General features: G+C 40.9%; 16 protein-coding genes and 2 other RNA genes. 8 read left to right on the top strand and 10 right to left on the bottom strand.

Translation table 11 applies throughout. The annotated features are described in order from the left end of the window. Positions 1–29: 29 nt before the first annotated feature. Positions 30–2,828, bottom strand: a complete 2,799-nt coding sequence (locus AAEU29_RS00455) for a collagenase (RefSeq protein ID WP_421971608.1) — start codon at positions 2,826–2,828, stop codon at positions 30–32. A 372-nt stretch (positions 2,829–3,200) separates the two neighbouring features. Here AAEU29_RS00455 and AAEU29_RS00450 point away from each other — a divergent pair, with 372 nt between their 5' ends. Together AAEU29_RS00450 and AAEU29_RS00445 are read left to right on the top strand one after the other, a co-directional pair. Then, positions 3,201–3,620 (top strand): CBS domain-containing protein, encoded by a 420-nt coding sequence (locus tag AAEU29_RS00450; RefSeq protein ID WP_421971607.1) that lies wholly within the window; start codon positions 3,201–3,203, stop codon positions 3,618–3,620. A gap of 28 nt (positions 3,621–3,648) precedes the next feature. After that, positions 3,649–3,978, top strand: coding sequence for a hypothetical protein (locus tag AAEU29_RS00445; RefSeq protein ID WP_421971606.1), 330 nt, complete (start codon positions 3,649–3,651; stop codon positions 3,976–3,978). A 49-nt stretch (positions 3,979–4,027) separates the two neighbouring features. Here the strand turns inward: AAEU29_RS00445 and AAEU29_RS00440 are convergent, their stop codons facing one another. After that, complete coding sequence (locus AAEU29_RS00440) at positions 4,028–4,909, bottom strand: flagellar protein MotY (RefSeq protein WP_421971605.1); 882 nt, start codon at positions 4,907–4,909, stop codon at positions 4,028–4,030. A gap of 181 nt (positions 4,910–5,090) precedes the next feature. Here AAEU29_RS00440 and rnt point away from each other — a divergent pair, with 181 nt between their 5' ends. Both rnt and ssrA read left to right on the top strand, forming a co-directional pair. After that, complete coding sequence (gene rnt / locus AAEU29_RS00435) at positions 5,091–5,744, top strand: ribonuclease T (RefSeq protein WP_421971604.1); 654 nt, start codon at positions 5,091–5,093, stop codon at positions 5,742–5,744. A 114-nt stretch (positions 5,745–5,858) separates the two neighbouring features. Beyond that, positions 5,859–6,213, top strand: a transfer-messenger RNA (tmRNA) gene (gene ssrA, locus AAEU29_RS00430). A 470-nt stretch (positions 6,214–6,683) separates the two neighbouring features. On the opposite strand, the gene AAEU29_RS00425 is transcribed toward ssrA, so the two are convergent. Further along, positions 6,684–7,472 carry an RMD1 family protein gene (locus AAEU29_RS00425; protein ID WP_421971603.1) on the bottom strand — a complete coding sequence of 263 codons (789 nt, stop codon included), beginning with the start codon at positions 7,470–7,472 and terminating at the stop codon, positions 6,684–6,686. A 230-nt stretch (positions 7,473–7,702) separates the two neighbouring features. On the opposite strand from AAEU29_RS00425, the gene speA reads away from it, so the two are divergent. The 3 genes from speA to AAEU29_RS00410 all read left to right on the top strand — a co-directional run bounded on the left by speA (position 7,703) and on the right by AAEU29_RS00410 (position 10,879). Next, positions 7,703–9,616, top strand: coding sequence for a biosynthetic arginine decarboxylase (gene speA / locus AAEU29_RS00420; RefSeq protein WP_421971602.1), 1,914 nt, complete (start codon positions 7,703–7,705; stop codon positions 9,614–9,616). A 3-nt stretch (positions 9,617–9,619) separates the two neighbouring features. Beyond that, positions 9,620–10,549 (top strand): agmatinase, encoded by a 930-nt coding sequence (speB, locus tag AAEU29_RS00415; RefSeq protein WP_421971601.1) that lies wholly within the window; start codon positions 9,620–9,622, stop codon positions 10,547–10,549. Between the two features lie 195 nt (positions 10,550–10,744). After that, the gene (locus AAEU29_RS00410) at positions 10,745–10,879 is read left to right on the top strand and encodes a DUF6435 family protein (protein WP_421971600.1); all 135 of its coding nucleotides are present in this window, start codon (positions 10,745–10,747) and stop codon (positions 10,877–10,879) included. A gap of 33 nt (positions 10,880–10,912) precedes the next feature. Here the strand turns inward: AAEU29_RS00410 and AAEU29_RS00405 are convergent, their stop codons facing one another. From AAEU29_RS00405 to AAEU29_RS00375, 7 genes are all read right to left on the bottom strand, one after another. Then, positions 10,913–11,737 (bottom strand): hypothetical protein, encoded by an 825-nt coding sequence (locus AAEU29_RS00405; RefSeq protein WP_421971599.1) that lies wholly within the window; start codon positions 11,735–11,737, stop codon positions 10,913–10,915. An 88-nt stretch (positions 11,738–11,825) separates the two neighbouring features. Beyond that, complete coding sequence (locus AAEU29_RS00400) at positions 11,826–12,056, bottom strand: TIGR02647 family protein (protein WP_274761458.1); 231 nt, start codon at positions 12,054–12,056, stop codon at positions 11,826–11,828. Between the two features lie 111 nt (positions 12,057–12,167). Further along, complete coding sequence (gene zapE / locus AAEU29_RS00395) at positions 12,168–13,313, bottom strand: cell division protein ZapE (protein ID WP_421971598.1); 1,146 nt, start codon at positions 13,311–13,313, stop codon at positions 12,168–12,170. 45 nt (positions 13,314–13,358) lie between these two features. Then, positions 13,359–14,525 (bottom strand): FAD-dependent oxidoreductase, encoded by a 1,167-nt coding sequence (locus AAEU29_RS00390; RefSeq protein WP_421971597.1) that lies wholly within the window; start codon positions 14,523–14,525, stop codon positions 13,359–13,361. Continuing rightward, positions 14,525–15,706 (bottom strand): 2-octaprenyl-6-methoxyphenyl hydroxylase, encoded by a 1,182-nt coding sequence (gene ubiH, locus AAEU29_RS00385; RefSeq protein WP_421972285.1) that lies wholly within the window; start codon positions 15,704–15,706, stop codon positions 14,525–14,527. Before ubiH ends, AAEU29_RS00390 begins: the two co-directional genes overlap by 1 nt. A gap of 8 nt (positions 15,707–15,714) precedes the next feature. After that, positions 15,715–17,034, bottom strand: a complete 1,320-nt coding sequence (pepP, locus tag AAEU29_RS00380) for a Xaa-Pro aminopeptidase (protein WP_421971596.1) — start codon at positions 17,032–17,034, stop codon at positions 15,715–15,717. Positions 17,035–17,049: 15 nt separating this feature from the next. Further along, positions 17,050–17,610 carry a UPF0149 family protein gene (locus tag AAEU29_RS00375; protein ID WP_372771480.1) on the bottom strand — a complete coding sequence of 187 codons (561 nt, stop codon included), beginning with the start codon at positions 17,608–17,610 and terminating at the stop codon, positions 17,050–17,052. Between the two features lie 176 nt (positions 17,611–17,786). Here AAEU29_RS00375 and ssrS point away from each other — a divergent pair. After that, a non-coding RNA gene (gene ssrS, locus AAEU29_RS00370) (6S RNA) lies at positions 17,787–17,969 on the top strand. The last annotated feature ends 110 nt before the right edge of the window (positions 17,970–18,079 follow it).

The raw sequence follows: 18,079 nt of genomic DNA, 5'->3' as shown, positions 1-18,079 counted from the left end.
AATTAGGTATTCATCAACTTCCTAAGAAATTAACGACAACCCGGTGTATTAAAGTCAACAACGATTGATGCACCATTGGCAGTTCCTGACACTTTTACATAGCCCCAGTACTCACTTTGATTAGTAATATAGATACATTCGCCATTGCCTACATTTTGTGATGACGCATCTACATTACCTGCACTTGGCCAACCGCCATTACGATATTCAAGGTTAATATCGCCTGAACCATTTGCTGCTGTAATTGCCACACTCGTTGCACCGCTTACATCAGCAATACTTAACCAAATTGGTTCTTGCTCGGCAAGACACATCACATCACCATCGTATAAACGACCACCGCCGCTAGGACCTTCAGTTGCACATGCATTAGGCACATTGAAGTTACCTCCTGATTGAGCAGTGTAATTCGCTTTAACTTGTGTATCGAAATTAGCGTAGCCGTAAACCATTACATGGTATGTGCCCGCTTGCGGTTTTTCGATAGTACAACGTTCGCTATTACCACCTACATATGGACGACAGTCATAGCTTGTAAGCGTAGGCGCATCGCCAAACTTAACGTATAAATCACCATCGCCAGAACCACCGTTTAGGGTGATTTCAAGGTCACTTGCATTTGCTGGAACATTCACCACAAAGCGTTTTTCATCGCCCGTGTTTCCTGTTACTTGCTGCGCTACACCATTTTGTAATTCATTGCCCACTGGTGGCTCTGAGCCGATTACTGTAGCAGTTGTTGATTCGCTTGCACTCAGCCCTTCTGGATCAGTTACCGTTAGCGTTACTGCATAATCCCCTGCAACCGCATAGCTGTGCGTAGGGTTTGCTGCTGAGCTTGTAGTACCGTCACCAAAGTTCCAGTTATATGATGCAATAGTTGATTCATTATCATATGAGCCATTACTCGAGAACGAGATCAACTCACCTTCATCAGCACTATAAGGGCCATTAATCATTGCAACTGGGGCTGTATTTTGTGGCGGATTAGTATCACCATTAGCTAGTGCCTGAGTCCACTGTGTAAATTCATTACCGTAGTTTGCAGCCCAAGTATTAATACGTGCTTTGTAGCCCGCCCAATCGCCCACACGAGTTGACGCAAGCATCTGGTTTAACTCATCGCGATGATTTTCAAACATAAAGCGAACTGCTAAATAACCCCAGCGATAAATGCGGTCTTGATCAAAACCGTCATAAGTTGTTTCAAATACAGTGCCTAAGCTGTAAGTTGAGCCATCTTTTATCGTGTCGATAGCAGCTTGGTTATCATTTTCTTTTGCAATATATTCGGCAACACCTTCGCTCCACCAAACAATTGCTTCAGTTGGTGCATTAAAGCCACCATAAAGATCAAAGCGACCATCTAAATAATGCACATACTCATGCTCTAAGTTCCACACAAAGTGGTCAGCATTAGCATAGCTTGCTTCATGGGCAACAAAGTTTGGAATATTACCCGGTGTTGATGGGTTGCCTTCTAAGTACATACCACCGTTATTAGTATCAATACCAAAAATAACACCTGCGTATTTGCCGTAATCATCGCTTGAGTCAAAAATATTTACTTGTAATTGACTATTCACATCATCAGCAACAGGCGTGTTGTTCGTTTGTAGTTGGCCGTGGAAATACGTTTCTTCGTAACCCATTTTGCTACACGCGGCTTGATGTTGCGCACTCGTCATATTTTGCGAGCGAATTTTAATTGTGCTACTACAAGTGTATGTTTGAGAAAGTACTTGTGACTCAAGTTGCTGCTCAAAACCACAAATATTGTAAGTATCACAGCTACCGTAATAGCCTGCTGTATCAGCCGCACCTAGCCACACTGAATCGCCATAGCCATACATTTGATAATCAGCAAAAATACGATTTAATGCTGCATCAACACCAGTTTGAATAGTACCTGGATATTGTTTTAAGCGACCTAATTCACGCGCTGCATTAGCAATCATAAATTCAGCGTCTGAATCAATCATGTAAGTACTTGTGGTAAATTTTGCAAGGGCACTTACTAAATCAGTCGCAGATCCAATTTTATTTTTAAATTCGGTATTCCACTGACCACGGAATAAAATCGTAAATACACCATTTACCGCACCGCGCATATTCCACTTAGCGGCATAACTTGCATTCCAGCGGTTTAACCATTCAACAACGACTGGCAGATACACATCTTGCTGCTCAGAGCTGTCCATTGTGATTAATACTTCAGAAAGTGTTTTACCGTGCGCATCGTTATCGTCATAAAAATGACTGTTATTTACAAACGCGTCAATAGCGCCTTTAACAGCTGGTTTTACCCAAGATGCAAACGTTACTTGGTCGTTATAAAACTCCACATAATAACCAGCGCGTAAGTATAGGAATAATGCTTCGATGTCATTATCACCGCCACCTTGGTAATTCTGAGCTAGCCCTTTAACATGATTTGCAACCGCATACATATTATTTGAATCATACGCTGCTTTTTGAATATCGCTTGTTGCACCAAACAATTCATTAACACAGTTTGTTCCTTGCGATTTAATTTCGCTGATAAGTTGCGTTGAGTTACTGGTTGCAAGTGCATTCACATTACATGTTGCAGCCATTGTTTGTTGCATACTTTTTAAATTTACAGTGTGCAAATCATGTTTAGCATGTTCAAACGGCTGATTTAATTGTTGTGTGGTTACTGCTGTTGGCGCATTATCCATACGCTTAAATTCAACGCCGTGATGGTGAACCTTAGGTTGGTTTTGTGAAATAGGCGCGCTTGCAGCAAACGCAGTTTGCCCACAACTTAATGTAGCAAGCACTAACGCCAATTTAGTAAGTTTCATTTGTTATTTTTCCAATTGTTGTTGTCATAATGTTCGATAAATTTGTATCGAGTTTCGTTGCTAAACGACATATTGAAATCACAAAACATGAATTCAATATACTGTATACAATATATTAACTTTTGTTCTGAATATAGGGGCAGATCAGTACTTTTTTTGTTAGTTTATATATTTCAATTAGTTACAAATGAAAAATAATAAAATGGTATGGGGTTATTGCCAATTTCACATCTCAAACGATTTAAGTTTGCACATGAAAAGTGTCATTGCGTTAAAAACAACAATAAATAAAAACATTCATTGCCCTAGCGCAAAGCGAGTTATTAGATACGCGCTAAACTAACAATATTGAATTCTTAAAAGTTGAATACCATGACAAAAACAATTGCAGATTTAATGACCCGCAACGTACTTTCAATTGAGCTTGAGAACACCATGATGGAAGTTCATCAAATGATGAAAGAACATAACATTCGCCATATACCGGTATTAGATAATGGCTGTTTTTTCGGTATGGTTACGCAAAAAAGTGTTCTGGCTAAAACCATGTATTTACTAGACAAATATGGTGTAAATGCGTTACAAAGAAGGGAAAAGCAAGTGCCTGTTTCAGAGCTCGTTGATAAAGACGTGGTGTTTGCCAACGAAACCATGCCATTAACCGAAGCAGCACGTTTTTTCTTAAATAATCGGCACGGTTGTTTGCCTGTTGTAGATGACAATAATCAGTTGCAAGGAATTGTTACCTCATCTGATTTCGTTAGACTATCCTTAACATTATTAGAAAGTTAACCCAATACGGGTGATCAGGAGTTCTTACATGAAGAAGTTATGTTGCAGTATCGCACTTAGCGTTTTAATGAGCCTAAGCCATGTGGCGCAAGCAAATATTGACGACGTACCCCTTCCCAATGACTTTCAAGTGCGTATGGCACTTCAAGATGATTACCCAATGATCATTAGTGGTTTTGTTAAACAAGATTTAGAAACTGTAATGCAATTTTTCCGTGATAAGTTAGGTGAGCCGCAAATAGTAACTGAAGATATTGGCCGTTACACATACTTTTATAATGTGGCAGGCAAAAAGGTAAAAATTGGGTTTTATCAGCAAGAAAGTTGGTGTGAAATCAGCATAATGATGACGGAATAATCCCGTCATCATTAAAAAATTTTAGCAATTTAGATATGCAAAGCTCTTCCTATACTTTTTCAATTTGAATCACAACGCGGCGGTTTTTACCACGGCCAATAATTGTATTATTGGTTGCTACATGGCGTCTTTCACCAAACCCTTGTGTCATAATTTTTTCAGCAGCGATGCCTTTTTCTGTCATATACGTTTTTATCGCTTCTGCACGTTTTTCTGACAGTTGTTGGTTAATATAACGGCCACCATACGAATCGGTATAGGCTGTGATCACTACCGAATCAATAGTAGGATCGTTCTCCAAATATAATCCAATTTTTTCTAAGCGTTTTTTTGAATCTCGCGTAAGTTCACTGCTGTTAGATTCATAACGCATCACAGTGTAAGCAATATCATCAAAACTAAATGGCAATAATGCATCTCGGCACTCTAAAAAGCTTAAATATTGGTTTCGAAAATTAACAGAAGACAACTCTACTTTTATTTTATCTTGGCTGTTATGCCAATCGTGGTAATAAAAAGTTGGTACATTGCCCTTTTCTAGCTCAGTCAATAACAACCAAGAGGCTTTTGAATCCAGCTCTGTATCAAATTGCTTTAACAAATTAGCGTCAAATAAACTGCGCGCTGGGTTACCCGCTTTCCAAACTGGCGGTACCGATAGCACATCGGCAACATCATACCCTTCTGGCTTTATCAACATATCTAGTGTGAAATGAAGCGGTTTGTCTTTACTCGCAGTCGACAAAAATTTGGCTTTACCAAAGCGTGGAATATCATGCTCTAGCTGACAGCTTAAACGTGAGCTCTCTGGTGTATTCCATTTAGCATTACTTTCAACAGCACCATAACTGCGAAGTGCGGCCTGTGAAGAAAAAATGGCACTTAACGAAAGACCAACGCACAAGCACTGCACTATTTTTTTTAATTGCACTTAGGTCTCCTAAATTCGATAAACGCATGGTTAAACACAACATCTACTGTTACAAGCAGCAGCTAATAAAATTAAGCAAAAAATATACCTAAATAAGGTGTTAGTTCATAAAATTTTACTGGTCAGTATCAACCTAATTTTGCCATAATACGCGGCCTTATTAAGCACTGAAAGTAAGTATATGTCTCAAGCTGAAGCACCAACAACTTTATTTGCCAAGCGTTTTCGCGGTTTCTTTCCTGTAGTTATCGACGTTGAGACGGCAGGCTTTAATAATAAAACCGATGCATTATTAGAAATTGCTGTTAGCTTGCTAAAAATGGACGACCAAGGTGAACTCAGCATCGACAAAACACTTCACTTTCATGTTGAACCGTTTGATGGCGCAAACATAGAACGTTCGGCAATTGAATTTAATGGCATCGACCCATTTTCACCACTGCGTGGCGCCGTAAAAGAAGATGTTGCTATTAAAGAAATCTGCAAAGCAGTGCGCAAAGCACAAAAAGAAGCGGGTTGCCAGCGCAGCGTTGTAGTTGCACATAACGCTGCATTTGATCACGGTTTTTTAAATGCCGCAATTGAACGTAATAACATTAAACGCACCCCGTTTCACCCATTCGTAAGCTTTGATACAACCACCCTAGCTGGCTTAGCAGTAGGCCAAACGGTGCTTGCAAAAGCATGTCGCGCCGCGGGCATTGATTTTGATAATAGCCAAGCACACAGCGCATTATACGATACCGAGCGTACCGCCGAGCTTTACTGTTACATTGTAAATAAATGGCAAGCCTTAGGCGGCTGGCCAATGCCTGCAATTGAAGAAAGCGAATAAAAATCCAGCACATAGCTTACTAAAAACCACTAATTTGTGGTTTTTCCTTGTTTAACGCAAAAACTAAGCGTTATAATCCATACAACTGAGTATGATTCAGATGAAACAAATTCAGGGGCTGATTAGGATTCGACGGGATTCATGAAGCCTAAGGTGCATGTCGAGGTGCGGCTGGCCTCGTAAAAAAGCCGTATTTAAAGTAATCGCAAACGACGATTCTTACGCTCTAGCAGCTTAGGCCGCTAGCGCTCCTTCCAAGTATTCTTGTGGACTGGATTTTGGAGTGTCACCCTTACATAAGATCGCTACGGAAACCCTGGCCGGGGTTGAAGGGCTAAATTGAAGCGGCCTCGCCTTTACTTATCGTGTTCGTCCGAGATTTAAAGGTTAACCAAAAGACGATACTAAACATGTAGGACCGAAGGTCGACGCTTTTCGGACGGGGGTTCAAATCCCCCCAGCTCCACCAATAGCACAGACAAAGCCGCTTTTTAGCGGCTTTTCTTTTGCCTAAAATTCGGCACAGATATGAATATCAAAAACTTAGATTTTTAAAGAACAATTACAATCAAGATATAAAGTAGTACTACCAAAATGAATAAGAGCGGGTACTACAGATAGAATGTAATTGGCCATAGACCAATAAAATAAACACATAAAAACTGCCTTATTATCATTTTATTAATCAAGCGCTGTCTATTATCTCGGACTTACCAAGACTGGTATAAAACCCAATAATTGAAATACTTGAAGAAAGTAATCAACTATTTTTTTGTACCACTGGATGTACCACACACATTTTAAATTTCTGAGTGGGAATTAAAGTCATATTTTATTCTATGTGAATTTAGCGCGGCTTGCTTTACTCATCTAATTTATTCAAAAAAAAGCCTGTGAGATACACAGGCTTTTTGTTGCTTTTAAAATTTAAGCGGAGGCTTAAAAGAAATAAATCGCGATATCGACGGCAATTAAAATAATAATCACCCACTCTAAAAACGCAGAGTGCTTGTGGTTTTGCTCGGTACTTAGCATGTCGACTAAGTTGTGAATGGTATCGAGCTTTTTTTGCAAAATATGTATACGTGGCAATAAGTCTAAATATTTGCTGAGCTGCTGATAAACCCCTTCTAAATTTGGGTTATCCCAAAAGAACTCGGGAGTATCAAGCAAATTAAAGTGCAAATTAATATCGGTACTGGTTTTAAACAAGGTACCACGCAACTTTGCTAATTCTTTTCGTGTTAAAGGCACCTTGCCAGTTTGGGCAAGCTGCTGTGATAAATACGCATTTTCGCTAATTACCGCTTGAGCTTGCTCTTCAAAAAACTCTAATTTTGCCGATTGCGCAAGCGCATGGCTAAGTGCGAGCTTGGTCATATCATCTGAGTTATCTAAAAATAGACAATCATTTTTGATATTAAAATCACCATATCCGCCTTCGCGGTAAATATAGTGATCGATGCTCGGGCGTTTTTCAGGCGAGATGATAAGCTCATCAATTTGCGCGATCAGTTGTTCAAACTCCGTCTGATTAAAGTCCCAACACACCAACACAGCATAATCAAACAGCCAGGCTTGTTTGCTATTTATGCAGATACCATAAGCATCACGTACTTTTATAGCCCCAAGCTGTTTATTGAGCTTTATATCTGCTTTTTCTTTATTAATTGAATGGCCTAAAAAGCTGATAATAAGGCGATGATCTTTTGTGACAGTGTCACTCATTAAGTTGCTCCAATGAAGCGTATTTCACAATTACCAATACGTAAATCGGCAATATTTTTCAATTGGGTTTATAGCGTGTAACAGCCTAAATATAAATTAATTTTGGATGAATTTTGCCAATAATATTCTTGTCGATACGACAAAAATTTTATGTTGGACTTCCCCCCCCTATTCCCTTTAAATGCGCGCACTTTTTGGTCTTATGACCGATTTATTTTTTAAGGGTAGAAATGAAAGAAACCACTGCAATTGAACATGTTCGTGCAAGCTACAATGTACCTCATTGGAGCCAAGGTTATTATGGAATTAATGATCAAGGCGAAATTACTGTGTCACCAAATATGGCGAAGCCAACGCATGCAGTAAGTTTGTCTAAAATTGCCGAACAAATTCAACAGCAAGGGTTATCGTTACCAGCGCTTGTGCGATTTCCGCAAATTTTACACCACCGGGTACATAGTTTATGCAATGCGTTTAACGCGGCTATTGAAAGCTATGATTACAGCAACAACTACCTGCTGGTTTATCCAATCAAAGTAAACCAACAACGCGAAGTGGTGGAAGAAATTTTAGCAAGCCAAGCTAGCCAATCGGTAAAGCAATTAGGTTTAGAAGCAGGTAGCAAAGCAGAACTGCTTGCAGTACTTGCGATGGCACAAAAAGTCAGTTCTGTGATTGTGTGTAACGGCTATAAAGACTGCGAGTATATTCGCTTAGCACTCATTGGCGAAAAGCTTGGTCACAAAGTTAATATTGTACTTGAGAAACGTTCTGAACTTGAAATGGTGCTTGAAGAAGCACGCAAACTTGGCGTAAGCCCACGCTTAGGTGTGCGCGTACGTTTAGCATCGCAAGGTAAAGGCAAGTGGCAAGCAAGCGGTGGTGAAAAATCAAAGTTTGGTTTATCTGCATCACAAGTATTAAGCGTATTAGCTGAGCTAAAATCGCACAAAATGGAAAGCGCACTACAACTTGTTCACTTTCACTTAGGCTCACAAATGGCGAACATTCGCGATGTGCGCACAGGTGTTAGTGAAGCCGCACGTTTTTACTGTGAATTACGCCGTTTAGGTGCAAATTTAGCCTGTATGGATGTAGGTGGTGGTTTAGCCATTGATTACGACGGCACGCGCAGTCAATCGAGCAATTCTATGAATTACTCGCTTGCTGAATATGCGAATAACATCGTCTACACCATTGGCGACATGTGTAAGCAGTATGAGCAACCAATGCCGATGATTATTTCAGAGTCTGGCCGTGCGTTAACAGCGCATCACGCTGTACTTATTACCAATGTGATTGGCACAGAATCGTATCAGGTAGAAGAATTGCCAGTACTTGAGAGCGATGCACCACTACTTTTACAAAACATGTGGCGTTCGTGGTTACAACTTAATAACCGTGTTGATGACAGAGCACTGATTGAAATTTATCACGACTGTATAAGTGATTTAGCGGAAGTTCATAGTCAGTTTGCAATGGGGCTTTTAAGCCTTGAGCAACGCGCATGGGCAGAACAAATAACACTGCGTATTAACTACGAGTTACAGCAGTTGATGGATGGCAAAAACCGTTTTCATCGGCCAATTATGGACGAGTTAAACGAGCGATTAGCGGATAAATTTTTTGTTAACTTTTCGCTATTTCAATCGCTGCCAGATGCATGGGGTATTGATCAAGTGTTTCCAGTGTTACCGCTTTCTGGTTTAGAAACCATGCCAGATCGCCGTGCAGTGCTACTTGATATTACGTGTGATTCAGATGGCACAATCGACCAGTACGTAGATGGACAAGGTATTGAAACCACCTTGCCAGTGCCAAATTGGCAGGCCGACTCACCTTACTTGTTAGGCTTCTTTTTAGTAGGTGCTTATCAAGAAATTTTAGGTGATATGCACAACCTATTTGGTGACACTCATAGTGTGGTCGTCAATGTGAATGAACAAGGCAACAGCGAAATTGTTGAAATTAACGAAGGCGACAGCGTTGAAGATATGCTGCGTTATGTTCACTTAGATGCAGAAGAATTCAGACTCGCATTTGCTCAATTAGCGAATAGCAAATTACCAGAGCATGAGCGCAGCGAAGTACTTGCTGAGCTAGATGCAGGTTTAAAAGGCTACACTTATTTGGAAGATATTTAGTCCATGAGTAACGTATTTGAAAAACACAATGGCATGCTGTTTGGCAACGGCGCAACTTTTATGCGCCAGCCATTAGTTAACGACCCAACATCAAGTGATGCTGATGTGGTTGTGCTTGGTTTACCATTTGATATGGCTACTTCTGGGCGCTCAGGCGCCCGCATGGGCCCAGATGCGATGCGCCGCGCATCTGTTAACCTTGCATGGGAAGAAACCCGTTACCCTTGGCCATTTACACTAAACGATCATTGCGCAGTAATTGATGCAGGCGACTTGGTGTTTGCACCGGGCGATAGCGAAGGTTTTATACAGCAAGTTGAAGATGCCGCAACACAACTTTTAGAACAAGGTAAAAGCCTTTTAAGTTTTGGTGGCGATCACTTTGTTACTTTGCCGCTGTTGCGCGCCCATGCAAAACGTTTTGGCAAAATGGCATTAGTGCATTTTGATGCCCACACCGATACCTATGCTAATGGCAGTCAGTATGATCATGGCACTATGTTTTACCATGCGCCAAATGAAGGGCTCATCGACAAAAACAGTTCGGTACAAGTGGGTATTCGCACTAATTACACCCAAGCTGAGCATGGCTTTAAAGTGATTGACGGCGCTGAAAGTAATGCATTATCAGCACACACTATTGGTGAGATGATTAAACACACAGTAGGTGAATTACCTGTGTATTTAACCTTTGATATTGACGCGCTTGACCCAGCGTTTGCACCAGGTACGGGCACACCAGTATGTGGTGGCTTAACCACCGACAAAGCGCTCAATATTCTTCGCGAATTAAAAGGGCTGAATATTGTCGGAATGGATGTGGTAGAAGTTGCTCCCGCTTACGATAACAGCGAAATTACTGCACTTGCAGGCGCCACCATTGCGCTCGAAATGCTGCATTTGTGGACGTATAAACATAAGCTAGGTGGATAACCTCGTTTATATTTTGGCACCCAACAAAAAGCCTGTGAAACACAGGCTTTTTTTTATTTTTAAAACAGTGACTAACTTTGAAAGCACCTTATTAAGCATTTGCGTGATCCACTTATAAGCTCATTACGTTTAGCTAACTAAACACTTCAAAGGATTCTCAATGTTTAGTTTTTTAAAACCAAACCCAGTAAAAAAATGAAAAAGGATTATTTTAAATTGTTAGAAAAAGCCATGCATGCACAACGAAATGGTGACATCAAAACCTATTCAATGTTAACAGCAGATGCAGAAAGCCTCTGGCAAAAAATTGAGGCTCATGAAAGTAAATAATAGTTTTGTGCCTATGATTTTGGCAATATAACCTTAATAGCCCTCACCATTGTAAGCTGGCTCTCTTTGTGCTGCTGATTTTGCTTTTTGTGAGCGTAAAATTTCTGACTCTTTTTGCAATGCATTAATTTTGATTTGATATTGTTTGCTTACCGCAGCCATTTCTTGCGCAAGAGATTGTTGCAGTTTTGCTCCTGCTAGATTGGTATTAGCATTGCCCGATTGCTTCTTTAATGCCGCAACTTCTTCATTCATTTCACGCTGCAAGCGCTTAATTTGCGCATCATTATTCGCAATTTGCCTTTCAACCTTTTGCATATCTACATAGCTGCCTATACGGTTGAGTTCTTGTGTGTGCGAATTGCCATCGCCTTGGTTAGTTGCGCTACTGTTATTCAGTTTATTTAATTCATTTTGTAAACGCGCTAAGTTGCTTTGTTCAACGTCAATTAGCCCGCGGTAACGCTCAGTAATGGCGTTCATTTCAAGTGCTAGCGCTTCAGATCGCGACGCACCGTAGAGGTTATTAGCAGTGCGAACAGTCATATTCTTAACCGCACTAATTTCTACATCCATGTCTTTTTGCAGTTTTTTAATACGGGCTTTTACTTGTTCAATCTCGCGCTTTAATTGACGTGACTTAACATAAGTGTCGGTTGAATCAGTATTTGGCTTTGCGTTAGCGTTTGGACGTTTTTTGATAACCTGTGGGTTTACTTCAATTTTTTCATACTTATCACTACATGGCTGATCGCTAAAGGTGAGCACGCCATCAATTTCGCATTTATAAATAGCACTATAAGATGCAAAGCTCGTTACAAAACAAAGTGATAAAAATGAGTTTTTGAGAGTAAACATGAAAGTCCTTATATTTAGTAGCCTGCCTAGATTACACCAATCTAGGCAGGTTTTGGACTTTTAATTTAGCAGCACTAAATGACAGGGATTATTTCAGTGCGTTACTTAAATGCAGGGCGTGTTGCTGTAGTTCATGGCCAAGCTCCGTTAAGTAGCCACCATCAACTTGATCAATAATTCCGCGTTCAAATAAACGCTTGGCCGATGCTTGTACACTTGCTGGCGCATCATGATGAATTTTTAATCCTTGCATCGCACTGGAGGTTGGAAATTTTAGCAGCAACTCTAAATCGGTGATTTGTTCGGTACCTAAGCTCATTGTGTTTCCTTTTTTATTATTTGTTCCGTTACACAGTATAGATAAGCTTTGTAAAATTGCTTGATCTTGCGCAGACAAAACTCAGAATTTTCAACAATCTGTATGACTTAGTCACTCTTTACTAAGCCCTTCAGCCTGAAAGCGTGCTAATTGCATTTCATTTAAGCGACTTAGTGTTCGCCTAAATGCAAATTCTAATATGCCTTGTGTGTAAAGCTGATGCAATGGTACATCTGCATTTATGTAAAGCGGAATTGAGCGGTCATAACATTCATCTACTAAGGCAATAAAACGGCGTACACCATCATCTTTACGTGATAACTGAGGCAAAGCACGATCTCCCGCGGCGACACGCTCTACGCCATCTTCGGTACCACGGGCGATATGAGTTGCAACTGAATCACACGATAGCTGCGGCACACCGTCAAGAAAAATCGCTTTGTAAGTATCGCACAATGAAATAAAGTCGACAGCCGCCAAAGGCTGTTCGCATATCGCGTCATAGTGGCAAAAAAGTAGATGTTTACTTTGGTTAATGACATCTATTTTTAAATGCCCAATTTCTATTGATTCATCCGAAAAACATGTTTGATTATGCGTTTTGACAAGCAAGTTAAATTGCTCAGTGAGCGCATCGCTTTGCTTCACCCAGTAGCGTTTTTGGCTGTCCCCCGGGTGTAAACGGTGGTCTTGCCCGCCATCAACACTCAGTACCTGCATATGGTGTTTCAACGCTTCAATTGCAGGAAGCAGCCTGTCGCGATTAAAGCCATTTTCATAAAGTTTGTCAGGGTGTTGATTTGACGTTGCCACCAGCACTAAGCCTTGGTCGAAAAACGCTTGTACCAGCCCACTTAATAAAATCGCATCGCCAATGTCACTAACAAAAAACTCATCAAAACAGAGTACATCAACATCCTTTGCCAGTTCACTTGCCAATAACTTGAGCGGATTTTCACGGCCAGTTAATTGAAACAAACGCTGATGTACCCAGCGCATAAAATGATGAAAGTGTTGCCGTTTAGCAGGTACGGTTAGGCTGTTATAAAAGCTATCCATCAACCACGTTTTACCGCGCCCTACCGGGCCATATAGATAAACCCCTTGTACACTCGATTGTTTGCTTTCTAATGCTAAATAACAATTTTGCAGCGCAGCCACTGCTTGAGCTTGCGCGCTATCAGATACAAAGCCGTTTTCAAGTGCAGCTTGATACACTTGCGCTGGGCTTAAAAGGGGAGAAGTATTAGTCATCATTTAAAAGTGCAAATAAAAATTTGGCGCTAAACGCGCCAAATAACTTTACTGTAATGCTTTTTCAGCAAACAAATGCTTGATGGGTTTTGCTGCATCGACCAAGTTTAGCCCAATGCCGCGAATTAGTTTTTTAATTGGGTTACTGCCTTCAAATAACTCTTTTAACCCTTGCATCATCGCAATATGCGTTTGTGCATCGGCTTTTCGCGCCATTTCATATTGACGAAGTGATTTCGCATTCGCAAAATCGCTGCCCGTCTCATTGGCAATCAGCTCTAATAGCTTCGCCACATCTTTCAAACCTAAGTTCATGCCAAGGCCAGCAAGCGGATGAATAGTGTGTGCAGCATCGCCCATTAAAATTACGCGATTTTCTACCCACTTTCGCGCATATCGCATTTTAAGTGGGAAGCTTAAACGCTGACTTTCCACAGCGCATAAACCGAGTTCACTATCAAACGCTGCGGTTAGTGCTTTATTAAATTCAGCTTCTTCCATTGCTAGCAATTGCTTTGCTTGCTCTGGCGAGGTTGACCACACAATTGAATGGGTATTTGGCTCTGGTAACGGTAAAAATGCTAATGGCCCTGTTGGTAAAAATACCTGACGCGCCGTATTTGCATGGGGAGCTTGGCTTTTAATCGTTGCCACTAGCGCGTGATGGTCGTAATCCCAAAAAGTAATCGGCATTTTAAATTGGCTGCGAATCGCCGAATTTGCTCCATCACAGGCAATCAAAAGCTCCGCCATAACCGGCTCACCCGATGCCAGTGTTACCAGCACTTGTTGATCTGTTTGATGAATACTGCTGTAAGGTGTTTCAAATAACAGCTCAAGATTGCTGTTTTTTTCACACTCATTAATCAGTGCCTGACGAATAACTTCGTTCTCAACAATATGGCCAAGCTCTGTTAAATCTAGGTCGTTACTGGAAAAATGAATGCGTCCAGTTGAGTCTTTATCACGTACATCCATGTCACAGTAAGGCGCTAACCGTTGTGCTTGAATGCCTTGCCAAATACCTAACTCTTCAAACAATGCTTGGCTTGCTTTGCTAATTGCACTAACACGCAAGCCAAATTCATCACTATTGACGTTTGCAGGTTTTCCAGCATCTATTAACAAAACTTTTTTACCAAGATTAGCTAAACCTAATGCCGCACTTAAACCGATACAGCCACCGCCAACAACAATCGCTTGAACTTGTTTCACTAGCCTACATTCCCCATTAATTGTTTTGCCAATGGCGCTTTTAAACGTTTGCACTTTGCCATAGCGGTTAACACAATGCTGCGCGTTAATGCAAATGCGCGATTGTCGTTAGAAAACCCTCTAACAAGGGCATCAGTTAACCATAACACGGTATCAACATCTTGATTTCGCTCAACTTGGTAGCGATTAAGCAAACTAACATCACCAATATCGTTTTGCTCAGCGGTGGCTTCTGAAATTAACTTCTCAAGTAAAATTACATCGCGTAAACCAAGGTTAAAGCCCTGCCCTGCAATAGGATGAACGAGATGGGCTGCATTACCTAAAATGGCAACGCGATGATGCATTAAACGCTCTGGTTTCCCCACTTTTAATGGATAAGCAGCACGCATACCGACTTTAGTAAATATGCCCGCACGATAACCAAACGACGCTTGTAACTGGGCAACAAAATCAGCATTAGATAAGCCCAGAAGTGTTTCTTGCTGCTCGGGTTTTACACACCATACCAATGAAAAACGGTTTTTAGTCATTGGTAATAAAGCCATTGGGCCCGTTTCAGTAAAACGCTCAAACGCTTTATTGTGATGGCCATCAACTACTTCAATATTGGCTATAAGCGCTACTTGATCGTAATCATCTGTGTGAGTATGAATATGCAGCGGTGCTAATGTTTTGGAATGAGCACCATCAGCTACCAACATTAGTTTTGCTGACAGCTGCTCACCAGATTCGAGCGTTAAATCTATACACTCAGCTTTTTGTTGGTAAGTACTTACCTTATCCGGACAAAAAAGCGTTATGCCCTCTGCCACCATTTTTTTATGTAATTGTTGACCCCATGGCCTTACTTCAACAACATAGCCAAGCGCAGGTTCGCTGTAATCATCACTGTGAATTTGGGTTTTGCCGAAGTGACCGCGGTCTGAAACCAGTACTTCCTTTATCGCAGCAGTAAAATCATTATTTGCATCAAGCAAACCAAATGAAAATAAATATTTAAACGATTCACTGGCTAACGCAATACTGCGGTCATCAAAGCTTGGTTGACTTTCATCTGTGGCAGCAAATGCTTCTATCACGGCCACATTAAGCGATGAATTTCGTAACTTAACAGCAAGGGCAGCACATGCCCCCGTTAAACCACCACCTACAATTACAATATCAAACATCGTTTTAATACCTGAAATTAGTTTGCCATTAGCGCTTCTATTTCATTCACTGCTTTTGGTACACCAGCAGTTAAATTGCGGTGACCTTGCTCTGTGACAACAACATCATCTTCAATACGAATCCCAATGCCACGGTATTTTTCAGGTGCATCGCTATCTTTTGCGATATATAAACCTGGCTCAATAGTCAGTACCATACCCGGTGCAAATGGGCGGTCTTTATCATCTAATTTATATTCACCTACATCGTGTACATCAAGTCCTAACCAGTGACCTAAACCATGCATGTAGTAATCTTTGTATTTTTCATCCGCAATCAGACTTTCAACATCACCCGTTAAAATTCCTAAATCTACTAAGCCTTCAGTTAGAATGCGCACGACAACATCTGCCGTTTGTTTTAAGGTATTGCCCGGTTTAACCATCTCAAGCGCGGCAAGTTGTGCTTTTAATACCAGCTCATAAACTTCGCGCTGGGCCTCACTAAACTTACCGTTAATTGGAAACGTGCGGGTGATATCTGCAGCATAGCCATTTAACTCGCAGCCAGAATCAATCAATACTAAATCGCCATCGTTTAACACATCGCTATTTTCGGTGTAATGCAAAATATTGGCATTATCGCCGCCGCCAACAATCGTGCCATAAGCTGGGTGACGTGCACCAGCCATCGCATAATGGTGATGAATTTCAGCTTCTAATTGATATTCGGTAGCCCCTGCTTTGGCAAATTTCATTGCTCGAATATGCCCTTCAGCACTTATTTCGCCAGCTTTTGCCATAATCGCAAGTTCAGCATCCGATTTAAATAAACGCATTTCATGTAATGTGTTGCGAATATCTTTAATTACAGTAGGCGCCTTCCAGCCACGCTTTGGTGCACCGCGCAATTTGCTTAAAAGCGCCCACACTTTGTCGTCGAACTCTTTGTAAGTGCCTTGTGCGTAGTAAAGCGTTTGCTTACCTGACACTAACTCTACGAGGCTGTCGTCAAGCTCTGCTAGGGTAAACGCGCTGTCAAAGCCAAAATCTTGTTGTGCTTTTTCTGCGCCAATGCGACGACCACACCAAATCTCTGCAAGCTTATCTTTTTCACGGCAAAACAATTGTGATTCAGTTGATTCACCTTTAACTAAAACCAACACCGCATCAGGCTCTGGAAATTGGGTTAAATAGAAAAAGTCACTATCTTGTCGAAACGCAAATTCGGTATCGCGACTACGTGTTACTTCGACAGCTGCAGGAATTATCGCAACCGAATTAGCTTCCATTGCTGCTAATAATTTAGCGCGACGCGCTTTTACTTCTTCAACAGAAATTGAAAGTGAGTGTGTCATGATAAATCCTACTGCTTAATGAATGGTGGTATTAATTGCGGCGTTTTGTTGTACTGACTTGCCAAGCTCAGCAAAGCATAAATGTACTGAAATGCGCACATACTCAACTACTTCATGAAATGCTTGTTTGTCTTCTTCCGTTTCATCAAATGTAGTATCCATTTGATTAATTTCTGTGAAGTCGTGAATTACTTCTTTTACTTCATTAGATAGTTTGCCATAGTCTTTTTGCTTAAGGCCAAAGCCTAATAAAAAGCCCGACACCCAAGAAACTAGCGCGTTTGCTCTGTCGTGAAGTGACTCGTCTTCATCTGGAAGGTATAACTCAAATTGCAGTTCGCGATTATCTAAAGTGCTGCGAATTTGGCTATAAAAACCAACTAACAACGTTTTTAGTTCGCCTGAAAATGCAATACCGTCATTAAACACATCGCTTAAAATCGTTAGGTATTCTTTGTCTTCAATATCAATACCGCATGCGAGTAAACCGGTAATTACACCATGCACTTCGCTAGGCATAATAAATAATTCATTCTCTTCGAGAGTAACTTGAGTTGCTTGATAATCTTGTGACATAACGCGCTATTTAAATTGCTGTAGTTCAGTGATAATGCTAACACTGACGCCCTATTCACGCCATTGTTTTAGCCTAAACTGTTTAAAACAAAAACAATTTGAATACTTTTACTGCACTTGATCAAACAATCACAGATTTTAACTAGTTATCTTGGCAATATTTCTTATAATAAAGATGTTCCCTCGAGTGTTGGAGAAAGGTTACGTCCCTGAGCCGATAAACTTTTCTTAGGAACTCAGTTCAGATTGCTATTGCGCATGCTCGGCATGTACCGAGAAGCCTACGGTAACTAACTGCGCTCCGCCTTGAGCCTTAGGGTTCAAGGGCTGACACCTGATACCGCACTTTTGGGAACACCTCCTTTCTACTTCCAATAGTACCTCAATCGGCTTTTACTAACTTTTTGAATATTAGGTTAATTACCGACTTTTTAGTGATTCTGTTTGTTATTGCTAAATGTTAGAGTTA

The sequence above is a fragment of the Pseudoalteromonas aquimarina genome, assembly GCF_049257255.1.
Taxonomy (GTDB): domain Bacteria; phylum Pseudomonadota; class Gammaproteobacteria; order Enterobacterales; family Alteromonadaceae; genus Pseudoalteromonas.
This window is presented reverse-complemented; position numbering and strand designations above follow the sequence as displayed.